Annotated in this window: 15 protein-coding genes; 9 read left to right on the top strand and 6 right to left on the bottom strand. The window is 67.2% G+C overall.

Annotation, left to right across the window (positions count from 1 at the left end):
* Window positions 1-43 precede the first annotated feature (43 nt).
* From LTV02_RS26755 to LTV02_RS26765, 3 genes are read left to right on the top strand one after another with little or no spacing between them, the layout of a single operon-like run.
* A complete protein-coding gene (locus LTV02_RS26755) occupies window positions 44-1,234 on the top strand; it encodes a DUF7373 family lipoprotein (RefSeq protein WP_233034609.1) in 1,191 nt (396 codons plus the stop codon).
* Window positions 1,231-3,126, top strand: coding sequence for a serine/threonine-protein kinase (locus LTV02_RS26760; protein WP_233034610.1), 1,896 nt, complete (start codon window positions 1,231-1,233; stop codon window positions 3,124-3,126). The genes LTV02_RS26755 and LTV02_RS26760 overlap by 4 nt, the downstream gene beginning before the upstream one ends.
* On the top strand, window positions 3,123-5,006 hold the full coding sequence (locus tag LTV02_RS26765; RefSeq protein ID WP_233034611.1) for a serine/threonine-protein kinase: 1,884 nt from the start codon (window positions 3,123-3,125) through the stop codon (window positions 5,004-5,006). The genes LTV02_RS26760 and LTV02_RS26765 overlap by 4 nt, the downstream gene beginning before the upstream one ends.
* A 49-nt stretch (window positions 5,007-5,055) precedes the next feature.
* Here LTV02_RS26765 and LTV02_RS26770 read toward each other — a convergent pair whose 3' ends face one another.
* Window positions 5,056-5,562 (bottom strand): DUF4254 domain-containing protein, encoded by a 507-nt coding sequence (locus LTV02_RS26770; RefSeq protein WP_233034612.1) that lies wholly within the window; start codon window positions 5,560-5,562, stop codon window positions 5,056-5,058.
* A 178-nt stretch (window positions 5,563-5,740) separates the two neighbouring features.
* Between LTV02_RS26770 and LTV02_RS26775 the strand changes: the two genes are divergently transcribed.
* The 5 genes from LTV02_RS26775 (at window position 5,741) to LTV02_RS26795 (ending at window position 11,353) form a co-directional block, all read left to right on the top strand.
* A complete protein-coding gene (locus tag LTV02_RS26775; protein WP_067711849.1) occupies window positions 5,741-6,580 on the top strand; it encodes a GntR family transcriptional regulator in 840 nt (279 codons plus the stop codon).
* Window positions 6,577-7,221 carry a GNAT family N-acetyltransferase gene (locus tag LTV02_RS26780; protein WP_233034613.1) on the top strand — a complete coding sequence of 215 codons (645 nt, stop codon included), beginning with the start codon at window positions 6,577-6,579 and terminating at the stop codon, window positions 7,219-7,221. Before LTV02_RS26775 ends, LTV02_RS26780 begins: the two co-directional genes overlap by 4 nt.
* A 69-nt stretch (window positions 7,222-7,290) precedes the next feature.
* Window positions 7,291-8,514, top strand: a complete 1,224-nt coding sequence (locus tag LTV02_RS26785) for a DUF7373 family lipoprotein (RefSeq protein ID WP_233034614.1) — start codon at window positions 7,291-7,293, stop codon at window positions 8,512-8,514.
* 8 nt (window positions 8,515-8,522) lie between these two features.
* Complete coding sequence (locus tag LTV02_RS26790; protein ID WP_233034615.1) at window positions 8,523-9,779, top strand: DUF7373 family lipoprotein; 1,257 nt, start codon at window positions 8,523-8,525, stop codon at window positions 9,777-9,779.
* 8 nt (window positions 9,780-9,787) lie between these two features.
* Window positions 9,788-11,353 (top strand): serine/threonine-protein kinase, encoded by a 1,566-nt coding sequence (locus LTV02_RS26795; protein ID WP_233034616.1) that lies wholly within the window; start codon window positions 9,788-9,790, stop codon window positions 11,351-11,353.
* A gap of 1 nt (window position 11,354) precedes the next feature.
* Here the strand turns inward: LTV02_RS26795 and LTV02_RS26800 are convergent, their stop codons facing one another.
* From LTV02_RS26800 to eccD, 5 genes are read right to left on the bottom strand one after another with little or no spacing between them, the layout of a single operon-like run.
* Window positions 11,355-13,013: a serine/threonine-protein kinase gene (locus tag LTV02_RS26800; protein WP_233034617.1), complete on the bottom strand. Its 1,659-nt coding sequence runs from the start codon at window positions 13,011-13,013 to the stop codon at window positions 11,355-11,357.
* Window positions 13,014-13,026: 13 nt separating this feature from the next.
* On the bottom strand, window positions 13,027-13,788 hold the full coding sequence (locus LTV02_RS26805; RefSeq protein WP_233034618.1) for a hypothetical protein: 762 nt from the start codon (window positions 13,786-13,788) through the stop codon (window positions 13,027-13,029).
* 12 nt (window positions 13,789-13,800) lie between these two features.
* On the bottom strand, window positions 13,801-17,811 hold the full coding sequence (gene eccCa / locus LTV02_RS26810; RefSeq protein WP_233034619.1) for a type VII secretion protein EccCa: 4,011 nt from the start codon (window positions 17,809-17,811) through the stop codon (window positions 13,801-13,803).
* A gap of 17 nt (window positions 17,812-17,828) precedes the next feature.
* A complete protein-coding gene (gene mycP, locus LTV02_RS26815) occupies window positions 17,829-19,274 on the bottom strand; it encodes a type VII secretion-associated serine protease mycosin (RefSeq protein ID WP_233034620.1) in 1,446 nt (481 codons plus the stop codon).
* Entirely contained in the window at window positions 19,271-20,746 is a 1,476-nt protein-coding gene (gene eccD, locus LTV02_RS26820) for a type VII secretion integral membrane protein EccD (RefSeq protein WP_233034621.1), read from the bottom strand. The genes mycP and eccD overlap by 4 nt, the downstream gene beginning before the upstream one ends.
* Before the next feature lie 153 nt (window positions 20,747-20,899).
* On the opposite strand from eccD, the gene eccA reads away from it, so the two are divergent.
* A complete protein-coding gene (gene eccA, locus LTV02_RS26825) occupies window positions 20,900-22,735 on the top strand; it encodes a type VII secretion AAA-ATPase EccA (RefSeq protein WP_067711875.1) in 1,836 nt (611 codons plus the stop codon).
* Window position 22,736: the final 1 nt, after the last annotated feature.

Consider the following 22,736-nt stretch of genomic DNA (forward strand, 5'->3'; position numbering starts at 1 on the left):
GTCGAAAAGTCCGTGCGCGCTGCCGCCGGACCGAGGGGGGGTTATGCGGTTCCGGTTCCACCGGCTCGCTGCGGTGGCGCTGGCCGCGGTATCCATGAGCGGGTTTACCGCCGCCTGCGGCTCGGATTCCGCTTCGAGCCAGGCGGATTCACGCTACGGCACATACTCGATCCAACGCCCGGGCAGCGAATACGACGACGGGGCGGACCGCGGCCGGGGCCGCCTGGCGGAGAGCCTGCGCCTGGCCGACCGCATCGTGTACGGCAGCGACGTCGCGCCGGAGCTGACGGCGAGCCGCGGCGGCCGGGTGATCTACCAGTCGCACGGCCTTGAGAACGCCACCGCGGTACGCGCGGAAGCGCTGGTGCCGTTCGACCTGCTCGGCGCCTATATCGCGGATGCGGCGGACACCGCGTACCTCGGTGCGCACGAAGATCATTACGAACTGACGGTGGCGCTGCTCTCCTTCCCGGACGAGCAGGCCGCCACCGCGGCCGCCGCGGCCGTGGAAGCCGAGGACTTCCGGCTGAACGCCGAGAACGTCCCGTTCCCGATCCCGGATCAGCCGACGGCACTGAGCCATTGGCGTCCGGGCCGTCCGGACATGGGCACCTGGATGGCATACAAGTCCGTGGTGATCGGCATGTACGTGCAGATCCGCGAACCGAACCTGGACCGCATGGTCGCCATCGCGTCCAAGGCCTACCAGCTGCAGACCGCACTGCTGGCCGACTACACCGTGGCCTCCACCAAAGCCGACGAGCCGAATCTGAAGCTGGACCGCGACAAACTCCTCACCCGGCTGGTGCGGACCGGTAACGGTACCCCGGACCAACGGGATTTCGCCGTCTACGGTCCTCGAGCCTTCGCGGTCAGGAGTACAACCCCGGCAGCCGCTGCCAAGCGATACCGGGACGCCGGGGTGGATGCGATCGCGGTGTCGGACAACAAGTATCTGTATCGCCTCCCCGACGCCACCGCAGCGACCGGGTTCGCCGCTCAGCTGGCCGCCGACCCGGGCGTTTCGAAGTACGCGCCGATCAGCGGCGTCGCCGACGTCCCCGAAATCGGGTGTCTCCAGGCGGCCCAGGCCGATCCGACCGTGGCCACCGCACATCGCTTCCGCTGCCTGATCCCGCACGGGAAGTACGTCGCGGAGGTGTTCAGCAATCAAGAGTCGGATGTGCGCCAACTGGCTGCCGCCGAGTACGCGGTATTGAAGGACGGCGAATGAAGGGCTTGGGTTCCAAGGATCCGGAATGGCTGGGCCGCAATCGCATGGTGGCCGTGATCGGCCAGGGCGGCATGGGCCGGGTACTGCTGGGCCAGGCGCCGTCGGGAAGACTGGTGGCGGTCAAGCGGATTCACCCGCACCTGGCGGGCAATGCCGAATTCCGCGCCCGCTTCCATCGCGAGGTGCAGGCCAGCAGTAAGGTCACCGGCGCGTACACCGCCGGCGTCGTGGACAGCGACACCGAATCGCCGACCCCTTGGCTGGCAACCGAGTACATCCCCGGCCCGTCGCTGAAGACGGTGGTCGAGGAGACCGGACCGCTCTCGCTGGGCGGCTTGCGGCTCCTGGCCGCCGGCCTGGCAGCAGCCATGATGGAGATCCACCGGGCCGGGCTCATTCACCGAGATCTCAAGCCCGCCAACGTCTTGCTCTCCACCGACGGCCCGCGGGTGATCGATTTCGGTATCGCGCGAGCGCTGGAAGGCGATGCCCAGCTCACCGCCACCGGCTCGGTGATCGGCTCCCCCGCCTTCATGTCGCCCGAGCAGGCGCAGGGCCAGCCGCTGTCCCCGGCCGCCGACGTGTTCTCGGTGGGCGCGATCCTGACCATGGCCGCCACGGGGGCGAGCCCGTTCGCGGGTACCGCCACCCCGCAGGTGCTCTACAACGTCATGTACAACCCGCCGGATATCTCCCGGGTGCCGGAACCGTTGCGGGACATCGTCGGTCGCTGCCTGGCGAAGCATCCCGAGCAGCGCCCGACACCCGAGGAGCTGATGGCGGCGGCCGGGCAGGTCGAGGCCGAACCGGTATGGCCGGGTGCGGTGCGCGAGGTGATCGCCACCCATCGCACCGATTCCGAATGGTGGGCCGAGACCACCGCCAAACATGCGAAATATCAAGCGCAGCTGGCGGATCTGCAAGCCCGGCGCAAACGCGCCGTCCTCCGCTCCGCGGCCGCGGCGGGGGCGGTGGCGCTGCTCATCTGTACCGGCATGGGTGCGCGCCAACTGGCCCTGCAATCCGGGCATGCCGCCCCGATGACTAATCCGCCGGTAGCGCTGACCGGGGCGGAATGGCAGCTGCTGGACGCCTGTGCGGTGGTGGAGAAGGCGGGAATCGCCACGATCGGCCAGCGCACCGGCGAACTAAAAACCGACATCTCCGGCGGCTGCACCTCCTCCTTCACCCCCACATCCGGCGAGAAACGCAGCCTGAGCCTCACTTTCACCGGCCCCGCGTCGGACACGTTGGGCAAGTGGACGCCGACCGGCGGTTCCGCCGCGTGGATGCCGATCTACGGGCTTTTCCTGGACACCACCGGCTGCAAGCGCCGAGTGGTCACCCAGAACAGCCCGCGGGTGGTACTGGAGGTGGCGGCAGGCGGGAAGGGCGCCGAATCGTGCAAGGCAGCCGAAGCGGGCATCCTCTCGATCGCCAACCAACTGGCCGTGAACCCGCCCCAGCTGTCCGTGCCCGGCAATTCGATCCGTCGCCTGGAGCCGTGCGCCCTGCTGGATCAGCCAGCGGCCGCGAAGTCGCTCGGCGGCACCGCATCCCGGTATCTGCTCCAACCCGGAACCTGTTATCTGGAGAGCGACAAGTTCTTCATGAGCCTCGAACTCAGTGAGACGAGCCGGCCTGATATGCCCGATTTGTCAGGTAAGGCCCCACCGACCACGCAGGTCGACGGCAAGACCGTCTATCTCGATGACGGCGTGACCAAGTACGGCCAGGGGAACTGCACGCTGAAGTACATGGTTCGCCCCACCGCCGACAAGAAGGCGGACGTCGTGAACATCATGCTGGGCAGCTGGGGCGATGACAACGCGACCTCCTGCGATCGGGCCGAGCAGGCCATGGCCGCGGTACTACCCCAGCTGCCGAAATGACCGTCCAGCGACCGGGTCCGGACGATCCGCACCAGATCGGCCGCTACCGGATCCTCGGCGTGCTGGGCGCGGGCGGTATGGGCCGCGTGCTGCTCGGAGCCGGCGCGGACGGCCGCTTGGTGGCGATAAAACAGGTGCACGGCCATCTGCTCGGGGAAACCGAGTACCGGGCCCGCTTCCGCCGGGAAGTGACCGCGACGACCCGGGTTTCGGGCGCGTTCACCGCGCCGGTCATCGATTTCGACATCGATGCGCCGGACCCGTGGCTGGCGTCGGCCTTCGTGCTGGGCGTGCCCTTGGATCAGGTGATCTCCGAATGGGGTCCGCTGCCGGTGCCCGCGCTGCGCATGCTGGCCGCCGGGCTCGCGGCGGCGCTGGAGGCGGTGCATCGCGCCGGGCTGGTGCATCGAGATCTCAAGCCCGCCAATGTGCTGCTGGCCGCCGACGGTCCCCGGGTCATCGATTTCGGTATCGCGCAGCTGGCGGAGAATCCGGGCGGTCTCACCGAAACCGGTTCCGCACTGGGCTCTCCCGCCTTCATGTCACCGGAACAAGCGCTGTCGGAGCGTGTTTCGTCCGCTTCGGACGTGTTCTCGCTGGGTGTGCTGCTGATGAACGCCGCGACGGGCACGCATCCGTTCGCGGCGCAGACCATGGCCTACACGCTGTTCAATATCGTGCACGTGGACCCGGACCTGTCCCGGGTGCCGCCCGAGTTCCGGGAGCTGCTGACCGCCTGCCTGGACAAGGATCCGGCCGCGCGCCCCACGCCCGCGCAGATCCTGCGGTATCTCGGCCGGCCGGAGTCGTTCGGGCGGCCGTGGCCGGAACCCATTCACCAGGAAATCGACCGGCGGGCAAGCAAACTGACCGTGCTGACCGCCGACCCGGAAGGCACCTCGGTACTGCCGGGCGCGCGCCGGAACCCGGCTACCCGCACCGCCATGGCCGGCGCACCCTCCGCACACCGACGCGGCCGTTCACGGATTCTGGTCACCGCCCTGGTCGCATTACTCGTCGTGGCGATCACGGCGGGCGCGGCCTGGTGGCGCTGGGACGGCGAGAAAGCGACCGACCCGGCCCGGCACACGCTGGCCGAGCTGCGCGCCACCGACGCCTGCGGCTGGCTGCGCGCGGCGCTGGGCTCCACACTGCCGGAGAACCTCGTACCCGCCTGGTCGCCGGACGTCACGACGTGGCAGTTCCAGACCGAACCGGACTGGAGCTGCCGCGCGGTCGGCGGCCGGGATCGAACGCTGTCGTTCCAGCCCGGCGGATACTTCGACGCGCTCACCCGCACCGGAACCACACTGGCCGGTCGCCCGGTGCTCGGATCGAGCTACGAGTCCAGTTGCGAACGCGGTCTGCAAACAGCTGGCGCACAGGAACATTGGGGCCTGCGGGTATCCGTCGGCAAGGGCGATCAGTGCGCGCTGGCGGACTACACGCTCGCCAAGTCGATCGCCATCGGCTCGCCGCCGCGCGCCGCCGACCGCACCGGGTCACTGGCGCTCGTCGACCCGTGCACGCTGGTCGACCGCGAGACCCTCACCGCGATGCTCGGCCCGCAGCCCGACGACAACGCCAAGGGCGCCGCGCACGTCTGCCAGTGGACCGGCACCCAGGATCTGAAGGTGACCGCGAGCCGCGAGCGGACGACCTCGCGGCAGTATCCCGAGGTCGATCTGGGCGACGGCCGGGTGCTGCTGGCTCCGGCGAGCACTGTGGCTTCGATCTGCACCCGCGACTTCCGGTACCGGGAGCTCGGCGAGTTCACCGAGCAGCTGGAGATCCGGATACAGGGCGGATCGGACAATGAAGCCAATTGCCGCACAGCGGAATCCATCGCGCGCGTGGTGGTGGCGAAGCTGCCGAAATGAGTCCGGCGCGCTCCGGGTCACCCTCGGACCCGGAGCACACCGGAGGTCATCACCACGCGGGTAGGCGCCGCCGGCCCGCTAGGACGTCGCGTACGAGATCATCGTAGGCGTCGGACAATTCAGCCAAATGGTGCCAAGCACCGTGTAGCACTTCATCATTCGCGTCAAGGGTCATCAACGCGTGATGAGCGCGAATGGAAGCCTCCGCCAATCGATCGATGACCGATCCGACCGTTTCGGTATGCAAGGTCGCACCCAGGCGATGCTGGGGAACCGAACGCACGATCCAATCGTCTATGGCCATTACCAATTCGATTCGGCGGCGCTTGTTTTCGATGATCGACGTCGGATCGGTGTCGGGGCCGGTGCCGCCGCGGCCGACCAGCCTGCGCTCATGCAGTACGGCCAGGTCATGAGCGAACCACAGCAGAGGTCCGCCGATGACGCGATGACCGCGGCATGCGCGCAGGAGTAGGTCGGAGGTCGGTAATAGACCGGTGACCAATGACGGCGCCTCGATATCCCCATACGAAGGGGACATGTCGGGCAGTGCCACAACAACCGTATTCGATGTCTCCGAACCTGCCACGTTGCCTCGACTTCATCGACGTAAAACAACACCGCATTCAGGACGTTCATTACAATAAACCTCGGAAAGCGCTTGTCAAGCCTTACACGGCAGTAGGGGTCCGGGAGTAGACTTCTGAGCCTTGAAGCAACAACCGAGGAGCGAGATGGCGGACGGTCCGAGATATCAACGGATCGCAGACCTCCTCCGCGAGGAGATCCGCGCCGGCAAATGGAAACCGGGCGATCGACTACCCAGTCACAACGAGCTGGCCGATCAGATGCAGGTCTCGATCACCACGGCTCGCAACGCAATTCAGCTCCTGGTCGCCGAAAACCTGGTCTACACGGCAACTTCCAGAGGCACCATCGTGCGCAGCCGCGAGGTGCTGGAATCCGTTGTCACCAGCCCGATTCGGCCGGACCGGCCCAAGACCGCGCGCGATATCTTCGTCGAGATCGCGCTGGCCGCGGGCCGGGAACCGTCCAAGCAGTTCAGTGCCCGCATGGAACCGGCCAGTCCGGAGGTGGCGCACTGGCTCGGCGTGGAAAAGGACGATTGGGTGGTATCACGCACCATCATGCAGTACCTGGACAACGAGCCCTGGTCCTGGGAGGTCAGCTTCTATCCCAGAGACCTGGCCGAGGCGACCGGCATCGACTGCCCGCACGACATCCCGGAGGGCACCACCCGCCGGCTGGCCGAGCGGGGCTACGCCGAGACCGCCCATCGCGACACCGTGGTCGCCCGCCCCGCCACCGCCGAGGAGGCCGTCATCCTCGGCATCGGCCCGGGCACCGTCCTGCTGGACCACCTGCGCATCGGTGCGAACCACGAGCGGATCACCCGGGTCACCCGGCACCGCTCCACGGCCGCACGCAACCGCCTGGCCTACGAGCTCGGCGACGACCTGGGTACCGAGATCATTCGCAAGACCCTCGGCTCGCCGCCCCCACCGGCCAATGCCCACTCCTTCGAGAGTTCCCTGCTACCTAGTTCGCCATGACTCCGCACGTCCGCCCGGCCCGACTCGCCGACCTGGGAACCATCACCAGGCTCCGCCTCCAACGCACCCACTGGCTGGCAGCCCACGGCAGTGATCAATGGACCCGGGCCGGACGCGGACTCCCCATCGAGCTCTTCGCCCGCGCGGTCACCCGCTCGGTGCGCAATGGGGAGACCTGGATAGCGGAGGTCAACGGCGAACCCGCCGGCACCATCACGGTGAACGACCGCGCGGACCAAGGCCTTTGGTCACCCGGCGAGCTCGCCGACGCGGTCATCGTGCACTTCATGATCGTGGACCTGCGCTTCGCGGGCAATCGCATCGGCCAAGCACTGCTGTCCCACGCCGGTGCCCTCGCCCGCGAAAAGCACCGCGCCTGGGTGCGTTTGGACGCTTGGACCACGAATACCGGCCTGCACGACTACTATCGGCGGGCCGGATTCCGCCTGGCCCGGATCGCCGGACCGGAGGCCACGGGGCCCTCCGCGGCCCTGTTCGAACGCCGCGCCGACAGCTGGCCCGAGGCGGCGACCTGGGAGCCGGGTGAGCTGCAACCGCTCCACGTGCCGGGCACGGCGGCGGGCTACGCCGGAGTAGCGGCGTACGACCTGGGCCGCGCCCGAAACCGAGCGTTTGGTTAGACTCCCGGCAACAAGGATTGACATCCACCCGCGAATCGAGGTGGACCAAGGGGCCGGGGGGCGAAGTCGTTGCGCACATTTTCGCGAGCATGGCCGGCGCTTGCGCTGGCGACAGCGCTGGTCGCGGGCACGGCGGCGTGCGGTGGCGACTCCGGCGCGGGCAGCGATCCGGAGCCCGTGGTCGACCTCGCCGCGCTCGAGGTGGGCAACTATCGCACCCAGCCGAAAGCCTTCGAACCCAAGAATCGCCAATTCGTGGGCAGGTTCTTCGAGGCGGAAGCGCTCGCGTCCGTCATGCCGTTGACGGTGGAGATCGATCAGTCCATGAAGGTCAATCGGCCGGATGTCGTGCACGCCTTCCTCGCGCCCGGCGAGAGCCACGCCGGACCGATGTTCACCTACCTGGACCAGACCGGATTCGATACCGACGCACCCGGATTCGTGGGCGGATTCGCCAGCACCGGGCAGACCGATTCGGACCAGGGCATCGGCAATTCGATGTCGGCGTCGGTGCTGCTGTTCGAGACCGAAGCTCAGGCCACCGCCGCCGCGAGCGCCCTGGCCGCGCGGGGGTTCTACAACACCGGCGGGCAACCCGGGGAGGTCACCGCGGTCAAGTCGGCCAAGTACCCCGATACCGCTTTCAAGTTCCATTCCGAGAAGAAGGCGCTGGCCGGCTGGTACGTGACCGGCAAGTACGTGATCGTGCCGGTGGTCGACAGCGCGGAGGACAAGCAGCTGGGCGTCTCCGAGCCAGACAAGTTGCTGGGCCTGGCGGAGAACGCGATTCGTGTGGTCGCCGATCGTTTGCGGGCATTCCAGCCGACCCCGCCCGATCAGCTCGCGCAGCGGGTCTCCGATCCCGACCAGATGCTGTACCGGACCCTGCCCAAACCGGACGGTGATTCCTACGAACGGCCGCCGGGTGTCTACGGCGCGGCGGCCGACCTGCATTTCGCGGAGTATCCCGAACGCACCCGGGCGCTGTACGAACGCACCGGCGTCGATCTGGTCGGCTACGGTGCGACACAACTGGTGCGGACCCGGGACGCGGCCGCCGCCAAGCAGTATCTGGCCGACGTGACCGCCGACAAGTACATGGTCGATGCCGAGGCCCCGAAGGGGTTGCCCGGCGCACGCTGCCAGAAGTATCGGGGGCCCATCGCCAACGCGGTCCCCTACTACTGCTACGTGAGCTACGACCGCTATGTGGGGTTCGCTTTCGCGTCTCTGCTACCGGAAGCCCAGCAACGCATTTCGGCCCAGTACGCGATCCTCGCGAACAGCAAGTGAGACGGCGCATGGCATTCTTCCGCAACACTCCGGCCCGCCTGCTCTCCGGCGCGCTCGCCCTGGCCACGGTCACGCTGGCGACCGCGTGCGGGCCGACGGTGTCCGGCACTCCCGGCGCCGCCGAACCCGATGCGCGCACCTTCGATGTCGGCCGGTACTCGACCATCCCGCTGGACTACCGGGCGCAGTATTTCCACAAGGTGTACAAGGGGAACGAACTGGCCGCCATGCGGCTGGCCGGCTTCGTCGCCAACGGGACGGAAGTCGATCCCAGCCTGAAATTCGGGCGTGCGGCGGTCGGCATCACCTCCGCCCGGAATGCCGGGAATATCCTGGCCGCCGTCGATACGCCGATCCTCGAGAACAGCAATATGATGTTCGGCTTCAGCATGTCGGCGGCCGACACCGATCCCAGCACCGCGCGGGACCAGACGGTCCAACGTGAGGTGAACCGCTCGGACGGCGGCAATCCGGGGCAGACCACCAGCGTCAATATCGCCGTTATCCAGTTCCCCGACGCCGGATCGGCGGCCAAGACCGCGACCGAGATCGAAGCCGCGGACTTCGCCGTCGCGGCCGAGGCCAACCAGCCGGTCACGCTCGAGAAGTATCCGGAGGCGAAAGGCCATTGGCGGCCGGGCATTCCGACCATGGGCGTGACGCTGTCGCACGGCGACTACCTGATCAACGTGTTCGTGCAGAAGCCGTCGGCGGAAGAGGCGGGGCTGAAAAGCCTCGCACAGCAGGCTCTTTCCGTTCAGCTCCCGATGCTGGACCAGCTGCCGCCGTTGACGCCCCGCGACGTCGTGCGCCTGGACTACGACCCGCAGGGCATGTTCCGGCGCACGCTGCAACTCACCGGCAGCCCCGAACCCTCCGTCAAATCCGAATGGGTGATGAGCGCACGCGGCTTCCTGCACGGCGTGACCTCCCAGGACAAATGGCGGGCGATCATCGAACCCTCCGGGGTGGACCTGGTCTCGGAAACCAAGAACGGCGCGTTGCTGTTGCGCGCCCGAGACGCCGCTGCCGCCGCGACCTTGTCGGGCGCGATAACCGGCGGCTTTAAGAACAAAGCTAGTACACCCCAAGGTGTTCCGGATGTCATCTGCGAGGAGGCGGCCGATTCCCAAGCAGCCGAACGCTTCCGGTGCGTCATTCGCTACAGCCGCTACGTCGCGATGGTCGTCAGTAATCAGCTGACCGACGTGCACCAGCGTGCCGCGGCACAATACGCGCTGCTCGCCAATGCGGAATGGATGTAAGGGAACACATGAGTATCGGACCGGGTGCCGTGATCGGCGGGTACTACATCGAGCGGGTGCTCGGTGCGGGCGGCATGGGGACGGTCTATCTGGCCAAACATCCCGTGCTGCCCCGACGTGACGCCATCAAGGTGCTGAGCACGCAGTTCTCCGCCGACGCCGAGTTCCGCACCCGGTTCCAGCGGGAGGCCAATCTCGCTGCCGCCCTTGATCATCCGAACATCGTCTCGGTCTACAACCGCGGCGAGGAGAACGGGCAGCTGTGGATCGCCATGCAGTACGTGGACGGTGTCGACGCCGACGCCGCCATGAAAGCCGACCCGCAGTCGATGACCCCGCACCGGGCTCTGCGCATCATCGGTGAGGTCGGCCGCGGCCTCGATCACGCCCACCGCCGCGGCCTCCTGCACCGTGACATCAAACCCGCCAATTTCCTGCTCTCCCAAGGCGACGGCGACGAGGAACGCGTCCTGCTCACCGACTTCGGCGTCGCCAAATCCACCGCCGACACCACCGAGCTCACCCAGGCGGGCAGCTTCGTCGCCACCATCGCCTACGCCGCACCCGAACAGCTCACCGGCGGCCAGCTCGACCATCGCTCCGACATCTACGGCTTGGCCTGCTCCTTCTTCAAACTCGCCACCGGCCGCAACCCCTACCCCGGCACCCAACCGGCCATGATCATGATGGCCCACCTCACCGAACCCCCACCCCTCATCTCCGCCGCCCTCCCCGGTCTCCCGCCCGCCCTGGACGAAGTCCTCGCGGTAGCCATGGACAAGGACCCGAACCGCCGCTTCGACACCTGCCACGAATTCACCAAAGCGCTCGAATCCGCAATGCATTTCGGGGTTTCCGACCTCACCATGCACACCCTCCCGAGCCGCTATGCCGCCCCGGCGTCCTACCCTCGCACCCAGACCCACACCCCGCCGGCGCCTTCCGCCGCCCCACCCGCGAGCGACCGGACCGCCCCCGCCCGCAAGCGCCTCTGGTTCGCCGCGGCCGCCGCGGTCACCGTCCTCGCGCTGGCCGCCGGCATAGGCATCTGGTCCACCCGCGACACCTCCGCCCCGGAAGCGGCCGCCACCTCCACCGTGGCCCCCACCCCCACCGGCGCCCCCGCCACCACCGCCGACGCCCGCCGCCAAAACCCCGCCTTCGAAGGCAAAACCATAGCGGCGGTAGATGTCTCAGGCACCTCCGGCTACAACGCCACCGTGGCCCTGCACCTCAAACCCAGCCCCCAAGCCACCTTCTTCCAAAACCTCGGCTTCGTCTACCACGCCGCCTGCACCCGCAAAGACGAGGAAACCACCCCCCGCCCCATAATCCGCTACGAGTCCTCCCCCCTGGACCAAATCGACTCCGGCTACCTACTCGCGGTCCGCAGCGACACCAACGCCGGCGGCGGCGGCCTGGTAAACCTGCCCTCCAGCATCCAAAGCCGCCGAGCCACCGTAATGGTCCTCGACGACCCCGCCGCCGTAGAAGCCCTCCGCAACTGGACCGACCAATCCGAACGCATCCTCCTGGAAAAACTGATCCCAGTCCTCCGCAAGAGCGTCAAGTAGCTCAGGATCGAATATTCGGATAGACGGCATCGGAGATCCTCCCGGCCCGGACACACAGATCATCCAGAGTGACGGTCGGGGCGAAGTGGTTAGTCATCTCGATCTGCACGTGCCCACGCGCGGTCGGCCAAACGACCACGCAGGTCGCATAGTTTCGATTCGTGTCGGACGGAATGCGAATCCGCTGTGCGGTGACGGCATTTGAAACGCGAAGCGATTCCGATTCCGCCGACACCGGCGCGGGGGTCGTCGACAACGTAATGGCACCCGACGCCTTCCCCTGCTGGATATCCCGCCAATCGCAGCGCCGTTGATCCGCGGTGCTGCTCGGCACCTCGACACTCCCGAGCCCGAATTGGTACGGCGCGTCGCTGCCGTTGCCGCCGAGCAGATCGCACGGATCCTGTACCCCTACCGGCGCCGCCGAGGACACCGGACCGCCGGTAGCCGTCGACGTCAGGGTCGCCGGCGACGGACGCCACCCCGAACCGGACTGTGCATCGTCGGATACCGCACCGCTCGTCCAGTACAACGCCCCGAGAGTTACAGCCAGCAGCCCGGCACCGATTCCAATGGCAAGTCTCCGACGAGCGGGGCTCCGTTCCGTCTCATGATCCAAAACCGCCGGATCCCGCACCATTCGGGGGACCTGTTGCGAGTTGAGCAACGGCTTCTCGGCTGGCGGGCGCAACGGCTTCGGGCGCCCCTTGTCCGCGGCAGCCTGACCTGCCTCATCCGCAGCCGCCTTGTCCCCGGCAAGATGAGCGAATTGCGATACTGGCGAACGGTTTACAACAGTGGGCGCACTCCGCGGATAGTTGGTCGCCAACGCCGCCGCAGCTGCCTCGCTGAACTCTTGACAGCTCCGATAACGGTGTGCCGGATCCTTCGCCAAAGCCCGCGACAGCACAGCATCCATCGCCGCCGGCAAGTCAGGCCGGAGCGCAGTCAATCGCGGCGGCGGCTGATTGACGTGCCCCATCATCACTTCGAGCGGCTGCGTTCCCGGAAACGGAGTCTGTCCCGCGACGAGCCGGTAGAACGAGCAAGCCAGGCTGTAGATATCACTGCGGGCATCAAGCTGTCCGCCGGACAGTTGCTCCGGCGACGCATAGGCAATCGTGGCAAGAAAAGTGCCGGTCCGCGTCAGCTCGGTATTACCGTCCGACTGTTTGGCAATGCCGAAGTCGGCCAGCAGAACCCGTTCCTCACCGCCCTCCTGCGGCGCCAGCAGAAAATTGGCAGGCTTGATGTCGCGGTGCAGCAGCCCGCGGTCGTGGGCGTAATCCAGTCCCTTCCCGATCTCGCCGACGATCCTCAGCGCGCGCTGCGGCGTCATGCCGACCGGATCACGTTCGACCGCGCTGGCCGCATCCGTACCCGGCACATACTGCAACGCGATCCACAAGCATCCCTCGTCCTCGCCCTTGTTGTGAACGGTGACGATATTCGGATGATCCAGTGTCGCCGCGAGTTTCGCTTCGCGTTCGAACCGTGCACGAAACTCGGCATCGGTAGCGTGGTGCGGCCACAACACCTTCAGGGCGTCATAGCGCGGTAGAGCGGGATGCTGGGCGAGATACACCGTGCCCATGCCGCCGCTGCCGAGCACCCGCTCGATGCGATAGCCACCTAAGACGGTGCCGGGACCAATGTTCACTCGAGTGCCTCTGTCAGTTCTCTACGTACTTGCCGAGGGCCCGTTGGTATTCGGCGAAGTCGGGTTCGGTGTAGAGGACGGGGTCTTTGCCCTTGGTCATGGTGAAGTGGGGGCAGTTGGGGGTGGTGGCGCCGGTCAGGCGGGTTTCGGCGACTTTTTTGCCGGTGGTGGTTTCGTAGAGGGTGGCGTTGTAGATGCCTTGGTATTGGTCGAGGGTGTCGGTTTTGAATTCGCACTTGGTGACGTGGGCGCCTTTGGAGGCGCTGCCCAGGCAGGCTACGAGTTGGACGTTCTGGGGGTTCTTGTAGTCGCCGCTCCAGTAGGAGGGGGCGGTGGCGGCGCCCATGGAGGCGTGCTGGGTGGTTTCGGATTCGTCGGTGTAGAAGATGGCGATGGGGTGCGGGCCGGCGCCTTGGTGGGCGGCGCCGTCGGGGAAATATTTGCGATCGCTTCCGGTGCAGAGCTTTTCGAGGTCGCGGTATTCGGAGAGCGCGGTGCGGCTGGCCTTCGGCATCCAGAACATCCAGTAGACCGAGTAGCCGGTGAGCGGGACGATCAGGGCCACCGCGATCCAGCCGAGGGTGCGGGAGCGGGACGAGGCGGCGGGGACCACGCCGCCGTTGCGGCGGGTGCGGACCACGGTCGTGATGAACCAGGCCGGCGGACCGACCGCCAGCAGGGCGAAGACGACGCCGGGGAGATAGCCGCCCTGCTGGAAGGCCAGGGCCGAGAAGACCCCGGCCGCCAGGGTAAGGATGATGAACAGTCTTGCCACGTGCGTGAAACCCTATTCCGGTGGGAGATCGGCGATCTGGATCATCTGGTCGCCCGAGCGGGACCAGAGGATGCCGCGCCCGGGCGGCAGCTTCATCGGGCGGAGATCGCCGATGAGCTTGCCTTCGTCGCGGGGGCCGCTCATGAGCAGTGTGGACACCGAGAGGTTCTTCATCGTGCCGAGCACATTGTCGTAGAGGGCACGCGAGACGCCGCCCATCATGCGGGTCACGACCAGGTGCAGGCCGATGTCGCGGGCTTGCGGCAGCAGTTCGACGAGCGGTCCGAACGGATTGCCGCCGGTGGTGACCATGTCGTAGTCGTCCACCACGACGTAGATTTCGGGCCCGGTCCACCAATTGCGTTCGCGCAACTGCTGGGGCGTGATGTCGGCGCCGGGGATCCGGTTCGCGAGGTACCCGGCGACTTCCTTGATCATCGGCCCACAGGTCTGGGACGACGTCGAATAGCCGGCCAACTGTTCACCTTCGAGCGTGCCCAGCAGCGTGCGCCGATAGTCGATGAGGATGACGCGGGCTTCTTGCGAGTTCGAGTTCTCGGCGATGCCCCGGATCAGATTGCGCAGCAGCGTGGTCTTGCCGGATTCGATGTCGGCGAACGCCATGAAGTGCGGTTCCGCCGCGAAATCCAGTACCACCGGCTGCAATTCGGCCTCGCCGATACCGATGACCACCTTGGTCGGCCCCTGCTGGATGCCGTGCTTGGCGGCCAGATTGAGCACCTGCTCGCGCGGCACGCTGAGCGGCAGCATCCGGACCTCCGCGGCCCGCCGGTTGCCGTACATGGCTTCCATCTGGGTGCGCGCATCGGCCACACCGGCCGCCAGCGTATCGGGATCGGTATCGGAGTCCAAGCGCGGCAACGCGATCAGCATGTGCAGCGGATCGGCGGTGATACCGCGCCCGGGCTGGTTCACCGGCACATTGACCGCGACCTTGCGCCCCATCTCGGAGTCCGACGGGTCACCGAGGCGCAACTCGATACGGGTACCGGTCATGTCCTTGACACCCGGCCGGATCTCGGCCCAGCGGTTGGCCGCGATCACCAGGTGGATGCCGTAGGAAAGCCCCTGGGCGGCAAAGGCATTCATCTGCCCTTCGAGGAAATCGAATTCCTCGCGGATCACACCCCAACCGTCGACGACCAGGAACACGTCACCGAACTTGTCCTGCAGCACCGGATCATCGTGAATGCCCTGCGACAGCGCGGCATGCTTACGCCGCCGGAACTCCGCCATGGATTCGATGCCGAGCTCCGCGAACCGCTCCTCACGCTGCCGCAGCAGGGTCGCGATCTCGGCGACGGTGCGCCGAATGCGATCCACGTCGAGCTTGTTCGACACCGAGCCGACGTGCGGCAGCCCGGCCAGGCTGGCCATCGAACCACCACCGAAGTCGAGGCAGTAGAACTGCACCTGTTCGGGGGTGTGCGTGGCCGCCGCCGCCATGATGATGGTGCGCAACGCGGTGGATTTACCGGACAGCTTGCCGCCGACCACCGCCACATTGCCTTGCGCGCCCGCGAGATTGATGGTGAGCACGTCACGCCGCTGCTCGTACGGCTTGTCGATGATGCCGATGGCCATCCACAGCTGACCGTGCCGGTTGACCGGCGACCGCCAGTCCGGATCGGGCAGCAGCATGTCCACCGTCGGCGATTCCTCCAGCGGCGGCAGCCACACCTCGTGCGCCGGACGCCCGTGCCCGGTCAGGCGCTTCACCACGACCTGCAGCAGGCTGTCCGGAATGCCTTCGTCGGCGGTCGGTGGCGGCGGCAGCAGATCGAGCGGATCCACGCGATCGGGTGCGGGCAGCGCCAGCACTTCCACCGGCGCGGCGGTGAATTCCCGCGGCGGCGCTTCGACGAGCGCACTGCCGTCGGCCTGCCGGGTAGCGCGCGGCGCGACATAGGGCCCGGACACGTAGGTCGCGTTGAACCGCAACGGATCCGACGCGTCGCTCTTGAGGTAACCCGACCCCGGCACGCCGGGCAGGTGGTAGGCGTCGGTGATACCGAGCACCGCCCGGGATTCGTTGGCGGAGAAGGTCCGCAAACCGATCCGATACGACAGGTGCGCGTCCAGCCCGCGCAGCTTGTTCTCCTCGAGCCGCTGCGAAGCCAGCAGCAGATGCACGTGCAGCGACCGCCCGAGGCGGCCGATCATGACGAACAGGTCCGCGAAATCCGGCTTCTGCGAGAGCAATTCGGAGAACTCGTCGATGACCACGAACAACGCCGGTAGCGGATCCAGCGGCACGCCGGCCGCCCGCGCCTTCTCGTAATCGTTGACATTGGCGAAATTGCCGGCGGAGCGCAGCAATTCCTGCCGCCGGGTCATCTCACCGGCGAGCGCGTCACGCATACGGTCGACGAGCGCGAGCTCGTCCTCGAGGTTGGTGATGACCGCCGCGACATGCGGCAGCGGATCCAGGCCGAGGAAGGTCGCGCCACCCTTGAAGTCGACCAGCACCAGGTTGAGCTGATCGGGCGAGTGCGTGGCGACCATCGAAAGCACCAGGGTCCGAAGGAATTCCGACTTACCCGAACCGGTGGCGCCGATGCACAGCCCGTGCGGGCCCATACCGTTCTCGGCCGATTCCTTGATGTCGATCTCGACGGGGGTGCCGTCGGGGGTGACACCGATCGGCACCCGCAGCCGCTCACGCCCGGCGCGCGGACGCCACACCTTGGACGGGTCGATCTGCGCGGCGTCCGGAATCTTCAGCAACGCCATCAGACCGGGATCGGTGGTCGTGGTGTTGTCGCCGAGGCTCACGATCTGGGCGGCGGTGGCGATCCGGTAGCGGGCGAGACTGCGCGCGAAGGCTTCCGCCTCGGCGAGCGTCACCCGGTCGGCGGTCGCGAACTTCTCGGTACCCGCGGCGCTCTTGGCGAACACCTCACCCCCGGCGGCGACCAGCTGCAGCCCACGCCGCGCGGCCAGGGAGTTCTCACTGGCGCTCAGGTCGATCACCGTCACGGCGTCCAGACCGGATTCGCTGATCAGCCGCTCGTTACCGCTGACATACCCGTCGTCGATGACCACGACCAGATGCACCCGCCCCTGCGTGGGTTGCGGATTGCGCATGAACCGCCCGCGTTCGAGCAGATCGTCGGCCAGCGCCGTCTCCAGCTCACCGAGCGAGCCGTACATCATGCGCGCCGCGCCCATACCGTCACGCGCCGACGAATGCTGCAGGTGCGGCAGCCATTTCGCCCACGACCAGGCTTCGGCGTCCGGATCGGCGCACACGATGGCCACCGAAACATGGTCGGGCCCATGGAAAGCCGTCAACTCCATGAGCATGCTCTGCACCATCATGCGGGCGTCCTCGGCCGGACCCTCGACATTGATTGCCGGAAATGCCCGCAGCGACACCGCGGTCGGCAGTTCGTGCACCACGGAGTGGGTGCGCACGAACCGCCGCAACGCCACCGTGGATACCGGCTCCAGGTCTTCGAGGGGTCCGGTCTCCGGCCGCGCCAGCTTGGCCGCCAGCCGGTGGGTACCGATCCCGACCCGCACATGCCCGAAGTCGGGATCGTTGGGCCGCCGCTCCCACATCCGCCGCGATCCCACCACCGAGGGCAGGTCGGCGGGTTCGGGATGACTCCACACCAGCGTTTCCAGCTGTTTCTGCGCCGTGCGCCGCACTTCCCGGCGCGTCTGGTCCAGATACCGGAAGTAGTCCTTGCGATCCTCGTTGAGTTCGGCCGCGCTCTTGTTGCCGCTGCGCTGGCCCATGAGCATGCCCGCCATCGACATGATCATCATCATCGGGAACATCATCATCATGGGGTTGGTCAGGATCGACCGGCCCATCATGGCCATCATGGCCACCATGCCGATCATGGCCACCACCATGACCACCGGCATGAGCTTGGTGAGCAGCGAACCCGCCACCGCGCGCGGGATTTCCGGCGGCGGCGTGAGCGCCATCTCTCCGCCCGGCGCGCGCGGCGGGGCGATGCGGGGCCGGCGTACGAAACCTTCGGTAGCCATGAATATTGCTCCGGTTCTTACGAATCGAGGTCGGGCAGCTCGTCGTCGCGGCGGGCGCGGCGGAACGGGATCGACAGCGCGAGACCGATTCCGAGCGCGGACAGACAAACGATGGAGCCGACAATGGCCACCAGTCGCGGCAGGCGCGGCGGGCCAACGGGTTTGGGAGGTTCGGGGAAGGCGCGCGCCTGATCGGAGCCGACGGTCACGGGCTTGTCCGGCAGTTGCGCGGTGAGCGCGGCCAGCGGATCGATCAGGCCGTAGCCGATGCGATCGTCACGACCGGTGCCGGGCGCGTGCGCGGTGCGGGTGATCCGGTCCATGACCTGCTGCGCGGTCATCTCCGGGAAGCGCGCGCGAATCAACGCCGCCAGGCCGGACACATAGGGCGCGGCGAAACTGGTGCCGCCGATGGGCTGCCACCCGTTCGAGGTCAGGGCTCGGTCGACCAATCCGGTCGCACCGCCCTTGCTGTCCAGCCCGATGATATTGGTGCCGACCGCGGCGACCGAGACCCACGGACCGTAGAGGGTGAAGCTGGACGGGCTCCCGTTACGGTCGACCGAGCCGACGGCCAGCACGTACTTGCTGAACCAGGCCGGGCTGGCCACCGTCTTGACCTTCTTCCAGCTGTCCGCGGAGTTCTGCGGGTTCTCGTCGTTCTGCGTGGTGCACCCGCTGGAGGAGTCCACGTTCCCGGCCGCGACGACGACCACGACATTGCGGTCGTAGGCGTAGCGCACCGCGGCCCCGAGCGCGCCGTCGGCGGTTTCGGAACCCGCTGCGGTACAGGCCACTTCGGAGATATTGATGACCGTGGCGCCCATGTCCACCGCCCGCACCACCGAGGCGGCGAGGGTGGTCACATTGCCGTACCCCTGGGTACTCATATTGCCCGGCGCCTTGTCGCCGCCGGAGCCCTTGACCTTGTAATGGTCGCTGACCTGCCGGATGGACAGGATGGTGGCCTCGGGCGCGACGCCGACGAAGGCATCGTCCGGGCTGGGCTGGGCAGCGATGATGCCGGCCACGAAGGTGCCGTGCGCGTCGCAATCCTCGTCGGTGCCGTCACCACCGGAAACGAAATCGCCCCCGGCCTCCAGCCCCGGCAACCGCGGATGCCGGTTCACCCCGGTGTCGATGACCGCGACCTTCTGCCCGGCACCCCGGCTGAATTGCCATGCGGCGGAAAGGTTCAGCACCCCTTGCGAGTACGGCTCGTCCTTCGGCACCGACCCGGCCAGCGAGGGCTCGTTGCACAGCGCGTGCTTCTCGGTGGGCTGCTGCGGCGCGGGCTTGCCACTGAGCGCCTGCGCCTCCCCCAATGCCCCGAGATCGACCGTCGGCGGCGTGACGGCCTTGACCGGCAATGCCGAAGCCGGCACTACCGGTCCCAGCAGCGCCGATCCGAGAATGCTTGCCGCACAGACGATCCGACCCCAGTCGCGATGGATCCGTCTCATATGTTCCGCGCCATCGAGTAGACGTCCATGAGCCACAGCACCAGCGGGACGATCGATACGATCAGGCCGTATTCGAATATCTCGTTGAAGCGCCGGGTCACCGGGGTCACCTCGACGTGCGGACCGATGACACCGAAACCGATCGCGCCCACCGCGAAGGCGAGCAGCAGTCCGGCCGAGAGCAGCGGCATTTCGGGATCGGCGAGCGCCAGCAGCACCAGCAGCGACACGAAAGTGACGCAGCCGCCGGCGATCAGCGTGGTGGCCTGGGTGAGGTCGGCGAAGGAGCGACCGCGCAGGCACAGGATGACGGCGACGACCACCGCGAGCGCGATGCCCTGCCAGCGCGGGGAGCCCAGCGGATCGGCTGCGACGACCGCGCCGAAACTGGCCCCGACCGCACTGCCGATGACCATGCCGGTCTGGAACTGGTTGGCGGTGCGCGCCCGCTGCCCGAGGCCGTGCGCGGATGGCAGCACCGTCGCGCCGATCGCCCCGATGCCCTCGATGGTCGGCCGCGGTTCGTGATCGGCCGGATCGATGGCCGCGCCCGCGGTGGGCACCGGCGGCACGGGCAGCCGGGCCAGCATGGCGGCCAGCCGCGGCACCATGGACAGCAGCAGAATGGAGGTGATCAGCACCCCGGCAGCGATTTTCACGGTGCCCGCGTCCCAGATCACCCGCACCGCCGCCGCGCCACCGGCCAGCACCACCAGCGTGACGGCGGTGGCGACGATGGTCCCGCCCGCCCCGATCACCCGGTAGCCGACCACCGCCACCAGCAGCGTGGCCGTCGCGCCGAGCATCAGATGCGGACTGCCGAGTTCGCCGGGCACGGCCAGCGCCGCCCCGCCGAAGGTGAGCAGCAGCAGGCACAGCGTGAGCACCGAGGCGGTCAGCTCGTCCGCGTACTTGCGCTTGGCGATCATGGCCGCCACCAAGGCCGCGACGGCCCCGCCGAGCAGCATGGCGGGCGCGACGAAATCATCGCCGTTGCCGCGCGATACCGCGCCCAGCACCAGCGCCATCAGCACCGCCACCGCGCCCGCGGCCAGTCCGGTCCAGCGCGCCGAGCTCGGCGACCAGCCCCGGAATTCCTCTGCGGTGAGCCGGGATACGGCATCGATCACATCGTCGAAGAGCGCGGGCGATTCCTTGGCCGCCACCGCGCGCAGGACGAGCAGTTCGCCGTCGTAGATCTCCGCGTCATTGAGCGTCTGGTTGGGCGCGATCATGTCGCGGCCCAGTTTGGCCAGCGTCCAATGCTGCGGCTGAAGTGGCGTTCCCCCCTCTTCGCTGCCCAGTGGCTCCGGGTCGCGAGATTCGATGAGCTTCACGAGATCGTCGATGAATGCGGCGATCGGCGTGTTTGCCGGCAGCCCGACGTCGAGCTGGGTGTTCCCCCCGATGACGGACACTCGGCACAATTCGGGTTCGGTGGCTCCAAGGCCGCCGAGCGACTGTGCGGTCACGTGCTGAACTGCTCCTGACTTCTCCAACAGTTGCCCGCCTAGGGCGGTTAACCATAATGTATCCGACTGACCGCACCTGTGCGATCGCACGGTGCGGGGTGGGATTGTGAACGAAAGCCTAACCAGGTTCTACGAATTCGGGGTTCGCCAAGGATGATCGACACTCGCCAGGCACAACGCGCCTTCGATGCGGGAGTGCTGTCACTGGGGTTGAGCATCGACGGCCAGGAGTCCAACAAGGATCTCGAGTACGCGAAGCTGGCCTTTCAGCGCGCCACCGAGTGGGACGCCACCATGTGCGACGCCTGGTTGGGCCGGGCGGTTGCCGGTGAGGTGACCAAGGATGTTCTGTACAACCTGTACAAGACCAGCACGGTCTCCCTGTATCGGGAACAGCGCCGGTTGGGGCTGCCGCAGCGGGTGCTTGCTGGACGTTTTCTGCCCGGGCTCTACATCGATTACCCGCTGGCCAGTTTCACCGAAATTCACCTCGCGTACGCCGCGCATCTGATTGCCGATAAACAGTACGACGAAGCCGAACTGGTGCTCGACGAACTGGAAAAGCACCGCCGCGAACGGTCTTCGGATCCGGACTTCGAAATCGACGGCCGGATCGCGGCTTACGTGCGCGGCATCCTGCACTACAACACCCAGCGCTGGCCCGATGTGATGACCGTGCTGGCGCGGTCGGATCAGTGGGAGGATCCCTATCTGGCCGCCGGCGCACATGTGATGGTCGGCACAGCCTGCGCGCAGCTCGGTCTGTTCGGCGAGGCGATCCGGCGCATGGAACAGGCCGAGGCGGGCCCGATTCCGGCCGCCCGCACCGCCGCCATGTTCTGCCGCGGCCTGTGCCTGCGCGAGACCGGCAATGCCGAAGAGGCACAGGCGCTGTTCGAGAAGGTCTATTCACAGGCGCCCGATTTCGATGCCAATACCGCCGCCATGCGCGACCGGACGTATCGGATCACCTTGACCAACAAGGAGGTGATCGAGGCCCGCACCGACAAGTGGGATCCGGCTTCGGCGCCTTCGCTGGAGGAGAAGCAGGCCGCCGAGCACGAGGATCGCGCCAAGGAGATCCTGGCCGCCGCGCGCGCCGAGCTGGACAAGCAGATCGGCCTGGCCGCGGTGAAAACCCAGGTGGCCAAGCTGCAGTCGAGCGCGCAGCTGGCGAAGATCCGTGCCGAGAAGGGGCTTTCGAGTTCGGCGCGCGGTCAGCACCTGGCCTTCACCGGTCCGCCCGGAACGGGTAAGACCACCATCGCGCGCGTGGTCGCCAAGATCTACTGTGGCCTGGGCATTCTCAAGACCGACAAGGTCGTGGAGACCAAGCGTTCGGACTTCGTGGGGCAGCATCTGGGCGCGACCGCGATCAAGACCGAGGCGCTCATCGATACCGCCATGGACGGCGTGCTGTTCATCGACGAGGCGTACACGCTGATCCAGACCGGTCTTTCGGGTGGGGACGCGTTCGGCCGCGAGGCGGTGGACACGCTGCTGGCGCGTATGGAGAACGATCGAGACCGACTGGTCGTGATCATCGCCGGGTACGACGGCGAGATCGATCGCTTCCTGGCCGCCAACGACGGTCTGGCCTCCCGTTTCGCCAAGCGCCTGCAGTTCCCGTCCTACAGCGCCGAAGAGCTCGGCCAGATCGGCCAGGTGATCTCGGCCAAGCGGGATTCCTCGCTGTCCGAGGGCGCGCTGGAGCAGCTGGTGCGCACCTGCACCAAGCTGTACGAGATGGAGAGCACCGATCAGAGCGGGCAGCCGCGCCGCGGCGTGGACCTGGCCGGCAACGGCCGTTTCATCCGCAATCTGATCGAGACGGCCGAAGAAGAGCGCGAATTCCGGCTCGCCAACGACGAATCGCTGGACCTGAGCGAAGTCGACGAATCCGTCCTGATGCGCATCGAGGCATCGGATATGAAAGCCGCGCTGACGACGCTGCTCACCTCGCTGGGCTTGGCGTCGGCAGCCGACTGAG

It is taken from the genome of Nocardia yamanashiensis (assembly GCF_021183565.1).
GTDB classification, from domain to species: domain Bacteria; phylum Actinomycetota; class Actinomycetes; order Mycobacteriales; family Mycobacteriaceae; genus Nocardia; species Nocardia yamanashiensis.